11 protein-coding genes are annotated in these 14846 nt (G+C 39.6%); 4 read left to right on the top strand and 7 right to left on the bottom strand.

The features are described 5' to 3' along the window. Positions 1-45: 45 nt before the first annotated feature. The 3 genes from AWW67_RS13415 to mtaB form a co-directional block, all read right to left on the bottom strand. Entirely contained in the window at positions 46-519 is a 474-nt protein-coding gene (locus tag AWW67_RS13415; RefSeq protein ID WP_053224255.1) for a heme-binding domain-containing protein, read from the bottom strand. A 127-nt stretch (positions 520-646) separates the two neighbouring features. After that, complete coding sequence (locus AWW67_RS13410) at positions 647-943, bottom strand: hypothetical protein (RefSeq protein WP_062302373.1); 297 nt, start codon at positions 941-943, stop codon at positions 647-649. Positions 944-1114: 171 nt separating this feature from the next. Next, on the bottom strand, positions 1115-2434 hold the full coding sequence (gene mtaB / locus AWW67_RS13405; RefSeq protein WP_062302372.1) for a tRNA (N(6)-L-threonylcarbamoyladenosine(37)-C(2))-methylthiotransferase MtaB: 1320 nt from the start codon (positions 2432-2434) through the stop codon (positions 1115-1117). A 232-nt stretch (positions 2435-2666) separates the two neighbouring features. Between mtaB and AWW67_RS13400 the strand changes: the two genes are divergently transcribed. After that, entirely contained in the window at positions 2667-4829 is a 2163-nt protein-coding gene (locus AWW67_RS13400) for a glutamine synthetase III family protein (RefSeq protein WP_062302370.1), read from the top strand. Positions 4830-4902: 73 nt separating this feature from the next. Beyond that, positions 4903-5799, top strand: a complete 897-nt coding sequence (locus AWW67_RS13395) for an alpha/beta fold hydrolase (protein WP_071387142.1) — start codon at positions 4903-4905, stop codon at positions 5797-5799. 815 nt (positions 5800-6614) lie between these two features. Here AWW67_RS13395 and AWW67_RS13390 read toward each other — a convergent pair. Then, positions 6615-9602, bottom strand: coding sequence for a leucine--tRNA ligase (locus AWW67_RS13390; protein ID WP_062302368.1), 2988 nt, complete (start codon positions 9600-9602; stop codon positions 6615-6617). 129 nt (positions 9603-9731) lie between these two features. Between AWW67_RS13390 and AWW67_RS13385 the strand changes: the two genes are divergently transcribed. Further along, positions 9732-9977, top strand: a complete 246-nt coding sequence (locus AWW67_RS13385; RefSeq protein ID WP_053224249.1) for a hypothetical protein — start codon at positions 9732-9734, stop codon at positions 9975-9977. 160 nt (positions 9978-10137) lie between these two features. Here the strand turns inward: AWW67_RS13385 and AWW67_RS13380 are convergent, their stop codons facing one another. Then, the gene (locus AWW67_RS13380; protein ID WP_062302366.1) at positions 10138-10521 is read right to left on the bottom strand and encodes a hypothetical protein; all 384 of its coding nucleotides are present in this window, start codon (positions 10519-10521) and stop codon (positions 10138-10140) included. Positions 10522-10792: 271 nt separating this feature from the next. Here AWW67_RS13380 and AWW67_RS13375 point away from each other — a divergent pair, with 271 nt between their 5' ends. Then, positions 10793-13186: an ABC transporter permease gene (locus AWW67_RS13375; RefSeq protein WP_062302365.1), complete on the top strand. Its 2394-nt coding sequence runs from the start codon at positions 10793-10795 to the stop codon at positions 13184-13186. Positions 13187-13293: 107 nt separating this feature from the next. Here AWW67_RS13375 and AWW67_RS13370 read toward each other — a convergent pair whose 3' ends face one another. Together AWW67_RS13370 and AWW67_RS13365 are read right to left on the bottom strand one after the other, a co-directional pair. Continuing rightward, the gene (locus tag AWW67_RS13370) at positions 13294-14157 is read right to left on the bottom strand and encodes a GIY-YIG nuclease family protein (protein WP_062302364.1); all 864 of its coding nucleotides are present in this window, start codon (positions 14155-14157) and stop codon (positions 13294-13296) included. Positions 14158-14400: 243 nt separating this feature from the next. Then, the gene (locus tag AWW67_RS13365) at positions 14401-14589 is read right to left on the bottom strand and encodes a hypothetical protein (protein WP_062302363.1); all 189 of its coding nucleotides are present in this window, start codon (positions 14587-14589) and stop codon (positions 14401-14403) included. Positions 14590-14846: the final 257 nt, after the last annotated feature.

Here is a 14846-nt window from a genome sequence, read left to right as displayed (position 1 = left end):
TTGCCACATGGTAAAGCCTTCCCTTTTTTATTGAATAATGGTTGTTTAATTTTCTGTTTCTGCGGCAATGTTGGCCCTTTCTGCATTTGCCCAATTTCTGAGCTTTTCAATTTGCTCGTCAGAAAGTTCGGCATCTTTGTGCATTGGGAGGTAGTTAGGTAGTGGCATTTCACGCTTTTCAACCAACTCGACTACTTCCTCTAATTTATGGTCACGCCTACGGGCAGTATAAGTACCCCATAATGAAAAGTTTAATTCGTCTCTTCCGTGTTCAATATGATCGCCAATCCACCAACTTAAAGGAGCAACGTTTGAATACCAAGGGTAACGAGGCTGGTCTGAGTGGCAATCATAACAAGAAGTTTTAAGCATGGCTGCAATTTCATCATCTATATTGAGGGAAAGAATGATGTCGTTATCAGTAACTGGCTCACTTATTTTTTCAGGGCGATTGATAAATTGAATAACAACAAATGCAAAAAGAATGAAGAGAAGAATGTATCGAAGTATTTTTTTCATGGTTAAGAATTAGCGGTTGAACATTCGGTGCTAATTCAAATATGAAAAATATTTCTGTATAAAATTAGGCGCTTGTATAAAAAATGGAAGCCGCAGACTTTATGTACTGCGACTATTTTTAGTATTCTTAGAAGATAAAATTCAGAAATTCATAACCTCCCCAGAAGAGTAAAAGCGATGCCGCTGTGCTGAGTGTGATTAGAAGTAGTGTTCTTTTTCTTTCTTCTAACTGCTCTTGCTGAATTTGTGTTCTGATTTTTGTTGACCCTAGAGCACTCAGCTTTTTGAAAGTGTATTTGCGCCCAGAGGGTTGGATGAATTTGTTTGCTGACTGGATGTTAAAAGAGCCTCCTCTGTTCAGTAGAGCCCTATTATTCATCATTCTGTTGTTCGCATCTAATATGAAACCTAATCCGCTTGCCATGTTTTTTTGAGTTTAGTGACATGTTGGTTTTCGTAAAAAATACGTTTGGGTTCCTCGATGAGGGTAAGTGGTAGGAGACTTGGGGTGAAGGGTTTGAGATGAAGTGTAAGATATACCTTACTAATTCTAGATTTTCATGCAGATATCTAAATTTATTGAGAAGAAGGAGTTTTAATGCTTTTCAAAAACCATTTCTGGTTCTTCTACATCAACAGTTCCGTTTTCATTGATAGACTTTAGTGTAACCGTTTTTAGCTCATTGATGAGCATCGGGTCATATTTAGCGGAAACGCGCACATAGTTTTCAGTAAAACCGTGCATCATACCGTTCTCAATATCATTTTCAAAAAGAACAGTTGCAGTAGAACCCAGATTCTCTCTATAGAATTGTTGTTTCTTTTTCTCTGAAAGAATTCGAAGCATTTTCGAGCGCTCTTTTCTTTCATTTAAAGGAACTCGTCCTTCCATTTCTGGTGCAGCGGTATTAGCCCTTTCTGAATAAGTGAAAACGTGGAGGTAAGAAATGTTTAACTCGTTTAAGAAGTTGTAGGTATCTAAAAAGTCCTCATGCGTTTCGCCCGGAAAACCAACTATAACATCCACACCAATACAGCAATTGGGCATCAGTTGCTTGATTTTGTTGATTCTATCCTCGTACAACTCCCTCAAATAGCGTCTACGCATTCTTCTGAGCGTTTTGTTATTCCCCGATTGCAACGGAATGTGGAAGTGAGGTACAAAACGTTTTGAGGTTGAAGTAAATTCAATGATTTCGTTGGTAAGCAAATTGGGCTCGATGGAAGAGATTCGAATTCGGTCAATGCCTTCTACTTCATCAATGGCTTTTACCAAGTCTACAAAACGTTCAGTTCTTTTTCCGTCTTGAATTCCGAAATCGCCAATGTTTACACCAGTAAGTACTACCTCTTTCACTTCTGAAGCAGCAATTTCTCGTGCCGAATTCAAAATATTCTCCACACTGTCGCTTCTGCTTTTGCCGCGCGCCAAAGGAATGGTACAAAATGCACAATGATAATTGCAGCCGTCTTGTACTTTTAAGAAAGTACGTGTTCTGTCATTAATAGAGTAAGCATTATTAAAGGCTGTCGCTTCTTTAATTTCAGAAGCTAATACCTGAGTGTTTTCTGGCTTTACAAAGCCATCCAGTAATTCAATCAGTCTGAATTTTTCCGCAGCACCTAAAACTGCATCTACACCTGGGATTTCCGAAATTTCTTTAGGTTTTAGTTGTGCGTAGCAGCCAATAATAGCTACATAACCGTTGGGGTTTATGTTTTGAGCTTCGCGAACAATCTTCGCGCACTTTTTATCTGCATTATCAGTTACCGAACAGGTGTTAATAATGAAAATATCGGGTGTTTCAGAAAATTCTACCTTTTGATAACCCTTTTCAGCAAACTGACGGGAAATGGTGGACGTTTCTGAAAAATTCAGCTTACAGCCTAATGTATAAAATGCTACTTTTCTCATTTCGGGCTGCAAATCTAAGCATTTAACTTAGTATTCAGAAGTATTAAGCTTGAAGTGAGTCTGTTTCAGGTTATGCTTTGGACTTTGAAGTTGAAAATACTTTGTTGCACCTGATTTTAAGGGGTTTTTCGTTTTTTTGGAAAAAGTAGGGTAAAAAATCACCCTGTTTCTGAATTATTTGCTGTAATTCACTTAGTTTTGGGTGTAAATTTTAACCAATCAGTTCTATCGTATGTTAAATCAACGTCAACGAGCGCTTAATATCGTTCAAACAAGAACTACAGAGCGCGTTTTCGCCCCTGCAGACAAAATTTCAGATTTCTTTGCCGATGATGTATTCACACTTGAGAAAATGAGGTCAACTTTGACTCCAGAAACGTTCAAGAAAGTTGAAGCGGTAATAAAGAAAGGAAAGAAAATAGACCTAGAAACTGCCAGCGAGGTAGCTTCTGCGGTTAAAACTTGGGCCCTTTCTAAGGGGACTACCCATTACACACACTGGTTTCAGCCTTTAACAGGATCGACTGCTGAAAAGCATGATTCATTCTTTGATGCCCAAAAAGGAATAGAAGTGTTGAAAGGCAGTGCGTTGATTCAACAAGAACCTGATGCTTCTTCTTTCCCGAATGGCGGAATCAGAAGTACTTTTGAAGCACGCGGTTATACTGCTTGGGATCCTACTTCTCCGATATTCATTTGGGGTAGAACTTTATGTATTCCAACCATCTTTGTTTCTTATACAGGTGAAGCCCTAGACCATAAAGTGCCTTTATTAAAGGCAGTAGAGGCGGTTGATAAAGCAGCTACTAAAGTTTGTCAGCTTTTCGATAGAAATGTAACTAACGTTAGTGTTTCATTGGGGGTTGAGCAAGAATACTTTGTAATCGATAAAGCGTTATTCAATGCGCGCCCTGACTTGGTAATGAGCGGAAGAACAATTTTCGGTCACCACCCAGCAAGAGGGCAACAGTTAGATGATCATTATTTTGGTGCTATTCCAAGCCGTGTTTACAATTTCATGAAAGACTTTGAAATTGAGTCGTTGAAATTGGGAATTCCTGTAATGACCCGTCACAACGAGGTGGCTCCAGCTCAGTTTGAAGTAGCTCCATTATACGAAGATATTAACATAGCAACTGATCACAATTCATTGATGATGGATGTGATGGATCGTGTTGCTGAAAGACATGACCTAAAGGTTATTTTCCACGAAAAGCCATTTGCTGGACTTAACGGTTCTGGAAAACACAATAACTGGTCGCTTATCACAGGTACTGGTGTAAACGTGTTTCAGCCAAGCTCTAGCGCTAGAGAAAACTTGCAGTTTTTAACCTTCTTAGTAACCACTATCAAGGCTATTCACGAGCACCCAGGAATGCTGAGGGCCAGTATTGCTTCTGCTGGTAACGATCATAGATTAGGTGCGAATGAGGCTCCTCCAGCTATTATGTCGGTATTTATTGGTTCTGAACTTACTTCAGTTTTACAAGAATTGGAGAACAACGGAAACGTTAAAGTTGACAAAGGCGATAACATGTATATGAAATTGGGGATCGATAAAATACCTCAAATCATACTTGATAATACCGATAGAAACAGGACTTCTCCTTTCGCCTTTACAGGAAATAAGTTTGAGTTTAGAGCTGTTGGATCTGACCAAAATGTGGCAGAGCCAATGACTGTGCTGAACCTAATTGTAGCAAATCAATTAAAAGAGTTCTACAATGAGGTAAGCAAGTTGATTGGCAAAGGTGAGGACAAGAAAATTGCGATAGTTAATATACTGAGAAAGTACATTAAAGAATCTAAGTCTGTTTTATTTGAAGGTGACGGATACTCTGAAGAATGGGCAGAAGAGGCAAAGAAAAGAGGTCTTCCAAATGTGAAAGATACAGCAAGAGCTCTAGATGCTTATGTTGCTGAAGATTCCATCAAAATGTTTGAGGAATTTAAGGTGATGAATGCGGTTGAGCTTGAAGCCAGAAATGAGATTCAATTAGAAAACTATATTCTGAAATTGCAGATTGAAGCCAGACTAATGGGTGAGATTGCAATGAATATGATTCTTCCTGCAGCTGTTGATTACCAAAGCAGACTAATGGATAATGCAAGTAAGCTTGCAAGTTTGGGTCTCGATAATTCTCATATTATGGCGGTAATAACAAAGGTGAACGGTTACATTCAAACCATTCAAACCAAGGTTAATGCCATGAATGATGAGCGAGGCGAGGTGAACCATATCGAAGAATCTAGAGATAGAGCAATTGCGTATTGTGATAGAATTAAAGGAAAGTACTTTGATGAAATTCGCAATGCAGTGGATAAACTTGAACTTTTGGTTGACGATGAGGATTGGCCTTTATTGAAATACAGAGAAATGCTTTTCTTAAGATAACAGAAACTATTTCATAAATTTTAAAACCACTTCCGGTAGGGAGTGGTTTTTTTATGGTATGTTTCAAATGCTTATGAAAAAGAAATCGAAGTGGTTTAAAAGAGTGAGAATTGGTTGCTTTTCAAGCGTGGTGCTTATTATAGCTGTTTCTCAAATAGTAAGCGGTTGTATTAGCTTTTCCAAAAGCGATAAAGAGGTGGTCAAATTTTTTGAAGACCAGCCTGTAAAACCAGTCAGCGATACTTATACGGTTGACGACTATGAAATGCACTATAAAGTGTTGGACCTAAAACAACCTGCGACATTCGTATTTATACACGGCACGCCCGGTTCTTGGGATGCCTTCATTGATTATTTTGTTGATAGCGCGCTTTATAATAAAGCGGTAATAGTATCTCCCGATAGGCCAGGTTTTGGGAAGTCGAGCTATGGTAAACCAGTGGCTTCACTAGAAACCCAAGCCAAATATTTAGCACCTATTTTGGAGAAATACCCAGCGCCAAGAATTCTGATCGGTCACTCATTGGGAGGGCCTATTGTAGCCAGAATGGCCATGGATTATCCAGAGCTGGTAGATGGCATTATTATGCTAGCACCAGCGCTTTCTGCTGAATTAGAACCGCACGAGGATTGGTTTAGGGTACCAATGCGTTGGCCAATTATTGAAGGAATTTTCCCTAAAATATTTAGAATCTCTAACGAAGAACTTATTTTCTTAAGAGAGGAACTTGAGTTAATGATGCCGCTTTGGAAGGATGTTAAAATGCCTAGTGTTGTAATTCAAGGTGAAGCCGATGATCTTGTTCACCCAGGAAATGGGCCTTTTGCAGATAGCGTTTTGGTTAACGCACCTCATAAAATTATTATGCTGCCCAAGCAAAACCACTTTTTGCCTTGGAATGAATCTGACCTCGTTAAAAAAACGATTTTGGAGATGTTGGAAGAAATTAGGAGTGGGGTTGGGAGTTAGGATTTGTTGTTCTATTTGACAGACTCTTTCGGTTTCGCTTAAAAAGGCTCACCTCAGAGTGACGGTCATTTTTGTAGTCATTGCGAACCTATAAATGTCAATCGAAGTGGATAAGAAAACGTGAAGCAATCTCACTTTTTCTGCAATTGAGACTGCTTCGTTACAGCCCATTGCTATCGCATGGCCTGTGCCTCGCAGTGACGATTCTGATTTAAGCTTTGCGTTCCTTTGCGTGCTTTGCGGTTTGATTTGACAGACTCTTTCGGTTTCGCTTAAAAATGCTCACCTCAGAGTGACGGTCATTTTTGTAGTCATTGCGAACCTATAAATGTCAATCGAAGTGGATAAGTAAACGTGAAGCAATCTCATTTCTTCCATAATTGAGACAGCTTCGTTACAGCCTATTGCTATCGCATGGCCTGTGCCTCGCAGTGACGATTCTGATTTAAGCTTTGCGTTCCTTTGCGTGCTTTGTGGTTTGATTTGACAGACTCTTTCGGTTTCGCTTAAAAAGGCTCACCTCAGAGTGACGGTTATTTTTGTAGTCATTGCGAACCTATATATGTGTATAGAAGTGGATAAGAAAACGTGAAGCAATTTCACTTCTCCCATAATTGAGACTGCTTCGTTACAGCCCATTGCTGTCGCATGGCCTGCTTCTGCGCCAACGCTGAAGCTAAGGCGTAAGTGTTCGCAGTGACGATTCTGATTTAAGCTTTGCGTTCCTTTGCGTGCTTTGGGGTTAGAAACCAAAAAAAAACCTAACTCTTTCGAATCAGGCTTTTTTCTCAATACTCAATACCATCTACTCGGTACTAGATGACGATATTCACAATCTTCTTTGGCACTACGATTACCTTTTTAGGGGTTTTGCCTTCGAGCCATTTTTGAACGTTTTCGTTGGCGAGTACTTCGGCTTGAATTTCAGCATTAGGCTTGTCTACTGCGAAACTCATTTTCACCCTCATTTTACCATTAATGGCAATCGGGTATTCATGCTCGTCTTCGACTAAAAACTCTTCATTTAGAACAGGGTAAGGCGCATTTACAATACTGCCTTCATTACCCAATAAGCTCCAAAGCTCTTCAGTAATGTGTGGCGCGTAAGGCGAAATCAACACGACTAAATCAGCCAATACCTGACGGTTATTGCAGTTCAATGCGGTAAGCTCATTTACGCAAATCATAAAGCTACTGACAGAAGTATTGAACGAATAACGCTCAATGTCTTCTTCCGCTTTTTTGATGGTTTTGTGAAGCACTTTCAACTCCGCTTTGCTTGGCGCTTCATCGCTTACCATAAACTCGCCTTCTTGATTATGGAAGAGTCTCCAAAGCTTTTTCAAGAATTTGGAAACGCCATCAATGCCATTGGTATTCCAAGGTTTGAATTGCTCCAAAGGCCCAAGGAACATCTCATACAGACGAAGCGTGTCGGCACCGTAACGCTCAATAATATCGTCTGGGTTTATGACATTAAACTTGGACTTAGACATTTTCTCAACTTCTCTATGAACAGTGAACGTATCCTTCTCTGGGTTAATTATTTCCCAATTTTCTTTTAAGAAAACACAACCTTTAATTCCAACATTTTCCTGATTGAATAAGAATTTTGAATCATTCAGGAGACTAGAAATGTTCAATTGGTCATTTGAATTAACGTGTTGTATATCTATGCGTAGCTCACCAAGACTACTATGAACTTTTACCTCACCATTTTCAATTTGATCCTTGATGTTTGGCGGAAATATCTGAGTAGCTAGCTTGTTCAGATTAGCTTTGTATTCGGGGTTATTACTTAGTGCTTGCTGAAATTGGTTTTTAGTTAGGTACACAAATGGTCTTTCGGGCTGATTATCATCATTGAAACCTTTTCCCGATAGAAATATATTTGTTCTGAAGAGGAAAGCGCTAACCCCCTGAATCATCCCTTGGTTGATCAATTTCTTGAAAGGCTCTTGTTGGTTGACAATGCCTAAATCGAACATGATTTTATTCCAGAAACGAGAATACAGCAAGTGACCTGTGGCGTGTTCAGAACCACCAATGTACAAGTCCACATTCTCCCAATATTCTTGAATGTCTTTGTCTACAAAAGCCGTATCGTTTTTGGCGTCCATATAGCGATACCAATACCAGCTTGAGCCTGCCCAACCCGGCATGGTGCTCATTTCTAGCGGATAAGCTTCTGTTTCGCCTTTTGGCGTATAATTGAAGTTTTCGGCCCTGGCCAATGGCGGATCGCCATCTTCCGTAGGTAAATATTTATCAATTTCGGGTAGAATAATCGGCAAGTCGGCCTCGTCAACCAAATAAGGAATGTCGTTTTTGAAATAGACAGGTACAGGTTCGCCCCAATACCTTTGACGTGCGAAAATGGCATCTCTAATTCTGAAATTGATTTTGCCTTTTCCAATTCCTTTTTCTTCTGCAAACTCAATGGCTTTGGCAATTGCGTCTTTACAGTTCAAACCATTCAAAAAGCCAGAATTCATCATTACGCCTTCCTTGGTTGGGTCAGCCTTTCTTCTGATGTCTGCGCCTTCAATTACTGGAACAATCGGTAAATCGAAGTGCTTTGCAAAGTCGTAATCGCGCTGGTCGCCACAAGGCACGGCCATTACTGCACCAGTACCATAACCCGCCAAAACGTAATCGGCAATCCAGATCTGAATTTTTTCTCCGTTGAACGGATTGGTGGCATAACTGCCCGTAAATACGCCTGAGATCGTTTTTACATCACTCATTCTGTCGCGTTCCGAACGGTTTTTGGCCGTTTCTACATAAGCAGCCACCGCTTCTTTTTGGTCTTCTGTGGTCAATTCGGCCACCATTTCGCTTTCTGGCGCTAAAGAAAGGAATGTCACCCCGAAAATCGTATCGATACGGGTGGTGAACACATTGATTTTCAAATCATGACCAACTACAGGGAAAGCCAATTCGGCACCGATGGACTTGCCAATCCAGTTGCGCTGCATTTCTTTCAATGGTTCAGGCCAATCAAGATTGTCCAAACCTTCGAGCAATCTTTGAGCATAGGCAGTAATGCGCATGCTCCATTGCTTCATTTTTTTCTTTACTACGGGGTGGCCACCGCGTTCCGAAAAACCATCTTTTACTTCATCGTTAGACAATACGGTTTTCAGTTCGGGACACCAGTTTACTGAGGTTTCAGAAAGGTAAGTGAGTCTGTATTTGAGCAACATGCGCTGCTGCTCTTCTTCCGACCAAGCATTCCATTCGTATGCTGAAAAAGACGGTGTGTCTTCATCGCAAGCGGCATTTACATTTACATTGCCCGATTGGCTAAAAGTAGCTACCAATTGGTCGATGGTTTCGGCCTTTTCGGTGGCTTTGTTGTACCAACTGTTGAAAATTCTAAGGAAAATCCACTGCGTCCATTTGTAGTACGCAGGGTCGCAGGTTTGAATTTCTTTGTCCCAATCAAATGAAAAACCGATGTTCTTCAACTGCTCTTTGTAGCGGTCGATGTTTTCTTTGGTGGTAATGGCGGGGTGCTGCCCCGTTTGAATGGCATATTGCTCGGCAGGTAAACCAAAGGCATCGAAGCCCATAGGGTGCAATACGTTAAAGCCCTTGTTTCTTTTGAACCTAGAAACGATATCGGAAGCGATATAGCCCAGCGGATGACCCACATGAAGCCCAGCGCCCGAAGGGTAGGGGAACATGTCGAGCGAGTAAAACTTAGGTTTGCTCTTGTCTACTGTGGCTTTGAACGTTTGGTTTTCGTTCCAGAATGCCTGCCATTTAGGTTCTATATGCTTGTGATTATAATCTGCCATTGCCGCTTAACCGTTTCTAATATCTAAAGTGTGCAAAAATAGTGTTTTTCGCCCTTGAAGAAATCATTTTCGAGATTATTCGTGCCCTTTGGGCAAGAGCCATTATATTTAATCATTGAATAGAAATTTATGTTCGGTTTATTTAAAAAGAAGCCCAAAGAAAAGCAGGCGCCAAAACTGCTCGATCTGAATAGCAATCCCATCAACGAAGGCGATATAGTGACCTCGTTGCGCTATGATTTGGGTGATTGTAAAGTGGTATTGGAAGAACTGGTATTTTTTTACGAGTCGATTGAAACTGGAGAGCGTGTAAGTTATGTGCGTATGGTGGATGCGATTACCGAGAATCAGAAAGTGATTTTGAAGAAGGATTGAGTTCAAGTTTCTGTTAATGCCCTTAGCTACTGTCGCAGGTTTTCCAAACCTGTGACCCACTATGATTTCTAGGACTCTGTCCGCATAATACTAAGCCTCAACTAGTCCATGTGTCTCACTTGGACTTTTTTGGTTTCACCGAGAATGAGACCGGTGGGTTCTATTTCTCAAACTCTCTCATTTTGTTTAATAATTTGGATTGTTTATAGCTATAGTATCCAATTTCATCGTGTTCCATGAAAATTTGATTTTCATCTGTCCATCTATTTTTTCTTGTTTTTTGCAATTCTTCAAACCTTCTATGAAATTCATTAATGTTGTCTTCTAGAAGTAATATGAAACCTTTTATGAATTCAGCCTTACTCTTAAAGTTTATATGCTCATTATCTATAATTATAGAGTAGTATTCTGATCTAGTTTCTAGATCAGTGATTCTATAAATTTTCTTGAGTTGAATTCCGCTGTCTTTTATTTGCGCCTTGAATTTTAATCCAATTAACTTAGATAGGATTTCATAAATTTCTTCACCGTATTCTGGAGTCATTTTTTCTTCAATCTACTAAATTTTACCGCTTTGTCACCTCCCTAACCCTCTTTAAGCAGGGAATGCTTTGGTGGTTAATAATCGGCAGATGTTCATAGGTGCGAAAACTTAATGATGCTCTCAGAGAGCAATGGAATGAATCATTAATCCGAAGAGTTTTTGAATGGGTTTTAAAATAGCTATAATTTCTACGTAAGGCATTACGTATTTTTATTACATTTATAGCGGTCAATTTTTTTTAATCAGATTCTCAAATCTAAAAACAACACACATGCTTAAAAATTACATTAAGGTTGCTTTCCGCAGCCTGCTTAGACAACCCGGCTACACGGCACTCAATATTATTGGACTCACCGTTGGTATTGCCTCTAGTTTAATAATTCTTCTATACATCTTTCATGAAACGAGTTTCGATAAGCAGCACTCTAAGGGTGATCGGATTTATCGTCTTTCAACTGAAATTAAGGAACCTGACAATTCATTTAAGTGGGCCATTATGACAAGGTCTGCTGCATTTACAATTAAAAATGAAAATCCAGAGGTAGTACAGGCCACTCGATTGTCTGGTATCAGTGGTCAAGGAGGCAGGCGATTCGACTATAATCAAGTAGACTATTATCAAGATAATGTATACGCTGCGGATTCAACAATTTTTGAAGTATTTGATTTTGAATTTGTAGCAGGAAATCCTAAAACTGCACTAGAGGCTCCAAATTCGATTGTCATCAATCAGTCCATGGCCAAAAAAATATTCAAGAATGAAGACCCCATTGGTAAAACAATTAGAAGTGATGGGAATAGGGAGATTTCCTTACAAGTTACTGGGGTTTACAAAGACATGCCTCAAACTTCTCACCTTATTGCCGAAGCACTGGTTTCTTGGAAGATGATCTTCCCAGATGGAGATGGCAGCTGGGGAGGCTGGGGTGTTTTTTCCTATGTTTTAGTGAATGAAGGTGTGACGCAAGAAGCTTTACAGGTGAAGCTTGATGAGACTGTTGCCAAATATATTGCTCCAATTTTTGACCCGCTTAATATCAAGGTTAAAATGATACCAGTTCCGTTAAAAGATATCCATTTAACGTCCGACTTTGAAGGAGAGCCCGTGGCGGTAGGCAATATGGAATATGTTCAAATTTTCACGGCAATAGCCATTTTCCTTATCGTTATTGCCAGTATCAATTATATGAACATGGCCACGGCACGGTCGGCCAAAAGGTCGATGGAAGTTGGTTTAAGAAAAGTAATGGGTGCTCAAAGAGGCGGTCTAATAGGTCAGTTTTTAACTGAATCAATTCTTATTACAATAATTTCTTTAATCTTAAGCATCTTGGTAATGATGGCTGTGGTTCCAGCAATAAATAGCATTGTGGGTACTAATTTGGCTATAGAGGCATTGCTTAACACCAATGTGATATTGGCGGTTATCGGTATTATATTTATTACAGGGGTTTTGGGTGGTTGTTACCCCGCATTCTTTTTGTCTTCATTTCAGCCAGCGGCTGTGCTTAAAGGAGGTGGCGGAAAATCTGGCAGTAAATTCTTAAGGAAGTTTTTGGTGACGCTTCAGTTTTCCATTTCCATCTTTATGTTGATCGGTACTTTGGTTATTTATCGTCAAATGCAATTTCTAAGGGACACAGATTTAGGTTTCGACAAAGAGCAGATGATGCAAATAGACTTTAGAAGTAGGGCCGATGTAGAGAAATGGAATGTTCTTAAAAATGAACTTGCTCAAAATGTCAATATAGGTGGAATCGCATCTGCTAGCACCACTCCAGGTAATGGTTATGCTAAAAACGTAATGCCAATTGAGACTGAAGAAGGGCCAATGGATAATCGTGGATTAGACCATTATCAGGTTGACTATGATTTCTTTCCTACGCTAGGTATTGATGTGGTTGAGGGTAGAAACTTTTCGTTGGATTATCCTTCAGACTCATCTCAGGCCGTAATGGTAAACGAGGCCATGGTTCGAAGAATGAATTGGACTAACCCGATTGGAAAAAAAGTGAATATATCAGGAGACGAGTCTCTGCCTCCTGCCGTAGTTGTGGGTGTGGTCAAAGACTTCCATCAAAAATCGCTGTACGAGCCAATTGCGGCTTTAATGTTTACCCCAGGTCGTATTAATCCTTCTGCATTAATTAAAATAACAGGTGATGTGGCGCCTACGGTTGCTTATATCAGGGAAGCATGGGAAAGAACATATCCAAACACAGCATTTGAACCTGTATTTATCGATGAGCAATTCATGAAGAGTTACGAGGCTGATAAAATCCGTGGTCAATTGTTCTTGGGCTTTTCTGGCATGACAATCTTGATAGCCTGTTTGGGCTTATTGGGCTTGGCTTCGTACACTGCCGAGCAACGCTCTAAGGAAATTAGCATCAGAAAAGTGCTTGGCGCTAATACACAAGGATTAATTAGCTTGCTTATTAAAGATTTTGTAATTCTTATTGTGATAGCTGCTATACCAGCATCAGTATTGGGCTATTTTTCTATGATGGATTGGTTAGAAAATTTCCAATTTCATATAACTCCGGGGTTCACAATCTTCGCTACTGTTTTGGTAGGCACTATGATAGTCACCGTGCTTACCACGGGTTATCATGCCCGCAAGGCAGCCACCGCTAATCCTGCAGAAAAGTTGAGGAGTGAATAAGGAGTAAAGTAATTAAAAGTCAAAAGGCTCATTCTGTTTGTGGAATGGGCCTTTTTTGTGTTATGTTGGTCTCAGTGAGACGCGAAGACCAGAAGGCGAAGCCTGATTTATACTTTAGTTGATTTCTCATTTGATTCGAATTCTTTTAGAGTCTTTCCATTTGATAACTTCCATTCGGTTAACCCGTTTGCATTCCTTCCCAAAACAATTGAAGCAGCAGTAGAAGGGCTACTGAAAATATAATCTTCAGGGAAATCATAATACTCACCTTTGTTCATGAGAACCCCTTCGTTAATTAATTTTTGTCGAAGATTTACAAAGTTTTGAGTCATCGAATTGACTGTTGAACCGGCAGCTTTTGAACCTTTAAAAACAACAAAACCATCCGATGTAGGCTCGCCTTGTCCGTCAGCACCTCGGTTTGCTTTGATAAAAAAAGTCTCTTGTTTTTTCTTTGGTTTGAAATCCCTTTTTTCATCAAATACTTTATGTCCTAGAGTGTTTACTAGCATTTTTATATACTCAATAAATTCCTCCATTTCTGCACGATCCGATTCTGAGATTGAGGATTGAGTAGGAATAATTGAATTGTCAACAGTATAGCGATTAGCGGATTTTGCAATTTCATGAAGACGGTTCTCTAAATACTTTATATGCGCTTTGTTTAAGTTTTCGTCTTTACTGATAAAAATGATTGCTTCATTCCAAAAATCCTTCTGATTCAATTGTTGGTTAAGTCGTTTTAAAATTGATTCAGCCTCGCCAATATAGACTTGGTCTTTTCCAGTATCATCTTTTCCAAAAAGCAAGTAAACGCCTGTACTTGTTAAGTCATCCCGGTCTGTGCAATCTTTGATTTTAATCCTTGGGATTTTATATGCTTTTCCAGACCAGTTGGAAAGTTCACAACTCATTCTTCCATTTGGATCACCGTCAATAAGAAATATTTTTATTGTTTTACCGAATCTCATTTTTAGTTAATATGATGCATAAACTATTTGTAGCAATAGAGTAGATGTGCTTTGGTTCACTTCTCCTAATATTTTCCCTCAATCTACTGATTTTTTGTATTCCATCACCTCCCTAATCCTCTCTGCTACTTCGCTGAGCTCTTCTCCAGAGGCTACAGTCCACCAGTGAAAGCTTCGGAGGCAAGAAAAAGGAAGGAATGCTGAGGTGGTTAATAAAATGGGTGGAGGATATTTGTGGTGGGATTATAAAAGCCATGCTTTTGAGGCTTCTTTAACTTCTCGGTGGCTTAGCGTTTCACCCGCCTTTTCTTGTTGCTCAGAGGTTTCAATGTCTGAAAGAAGTGAAAGTTGCTCAAAAACATCTTCAAGAGTTGACTCCGGTGTAAGCTGATCCGCAATCTGAATTAAATGCTCTTTAAGTTTTGCTTCCATAGTGCTAATGTAACGAATGTCATTATTATTTGATTTGTATTCTTTGGTAAATCTTTAAATTATAAAGTTAAGTTAATGTGCTTTTGACTTAAGTGCCTAGCACTAGTTCAAGCGTATGGTTTGGGCTTTTATGTTGGTCTGAGTGAGACCTTCAGATCAATGAGTCTAATCACATTTCCTAAACATTTGTAAGTCAATATTGAATTTGTTCGTCAACTTTGCTGAGTAAGAAGAGAGCGGTGCAATCCAGAGGAAAA

This window comes from Roseivirga seohaensis (assembly GCF_001592945.1).
Taxonomy (GTDB): Bacteria; Bacteroidota; Bacteroidia; order Cytophagales; family Cyclobacteriaceae; genus Roseivirga; species Roseivirga seohaensis.
This window is presented reverse-complemented; position numbering and strand designations above follow the sequence as displayed.

Excerpts from the sequence above, each read along its gene's own strand:
- AWW67_RS13415 (WP_053224255.1), bottom strand. The coding sequence starts at position 519 with ATGAAAAAAATACTTCGATACATTCTTCTCTTCATTCTTTTTGCATTT.
- AWW67_RS13410 (WP_062302373.1), bottom strand. The coding sequence starts at position 943 with ATGGCAAGCGGATTAGGTTTCATATTAGATGCGAACAACAGAATGATG.
- mtaB (WP_062302372.1), bottom strand. The coding sequence starts at position 2,434 with ATGAGAAAAGTAGCATTTTATACATTAGGCTGTAAGCTGAATTTTTCA.
- AWW67_RS13400 (WP_062302370.1), top strand. The coding sequence starts at position 2,667 with ATGTTAAATCAACGTCAACGAGCGCTTAATATCGTTCAAACAAGAACT.
- AWW67_RS13395 (WP_071387142.1), top strand. The coding sequence starts at position 4,903 with ATGAAAAAGAAATCGAAGTGGTTTAAAAGAGTGAGAATTGGTTGCTTT.
- AWW67_RS13390 (WP_062302368.1), bottom strand. The coding sequence starts at position 9,602 with ATGGCAGATTATAATCACAAGCATATAGAACCTAAATGGCAGGCATTC.
- AWW67_RS13385 (WP_053224249.1), top strand. The coding sequence starts at position 9,732 with ATGTTCGGTTTATTTAAAAAGAAGCCCAAAGAAAAGCAGGCGCCAAAA.
- AWW67_RS13380 (WP_062302366.1), bottom strand. The coding sequence starts at position 10,521 with ATGACTCCAGAATACGGTGAAGAAATTTATGAAATCCTATCTAAGTTA.
- AWW67_RS13375 (WP_062302365.1), top strand. The coding sequence starts at position 10,793 with ATGCTTAAAAATTACATTAAGGTTGCTTTCCGCAGCCTGCTTAGACAA.
- AWW67_RS13370 (WP_062302364.1), bottom strand. The coding sequence starts at position 14,157 with ATGAGATTCGGTAAAACAATAAAAATATTTCTTATTGACGGTGATCCA.
- AWW67_RS13365 (WP_062302363.1), bottom strand. The coding sequence starts at position 14,589 with ATGGAAGCAAAACTTAAAGAGCATTTAATTCAGATTGCGGATCAGCTT.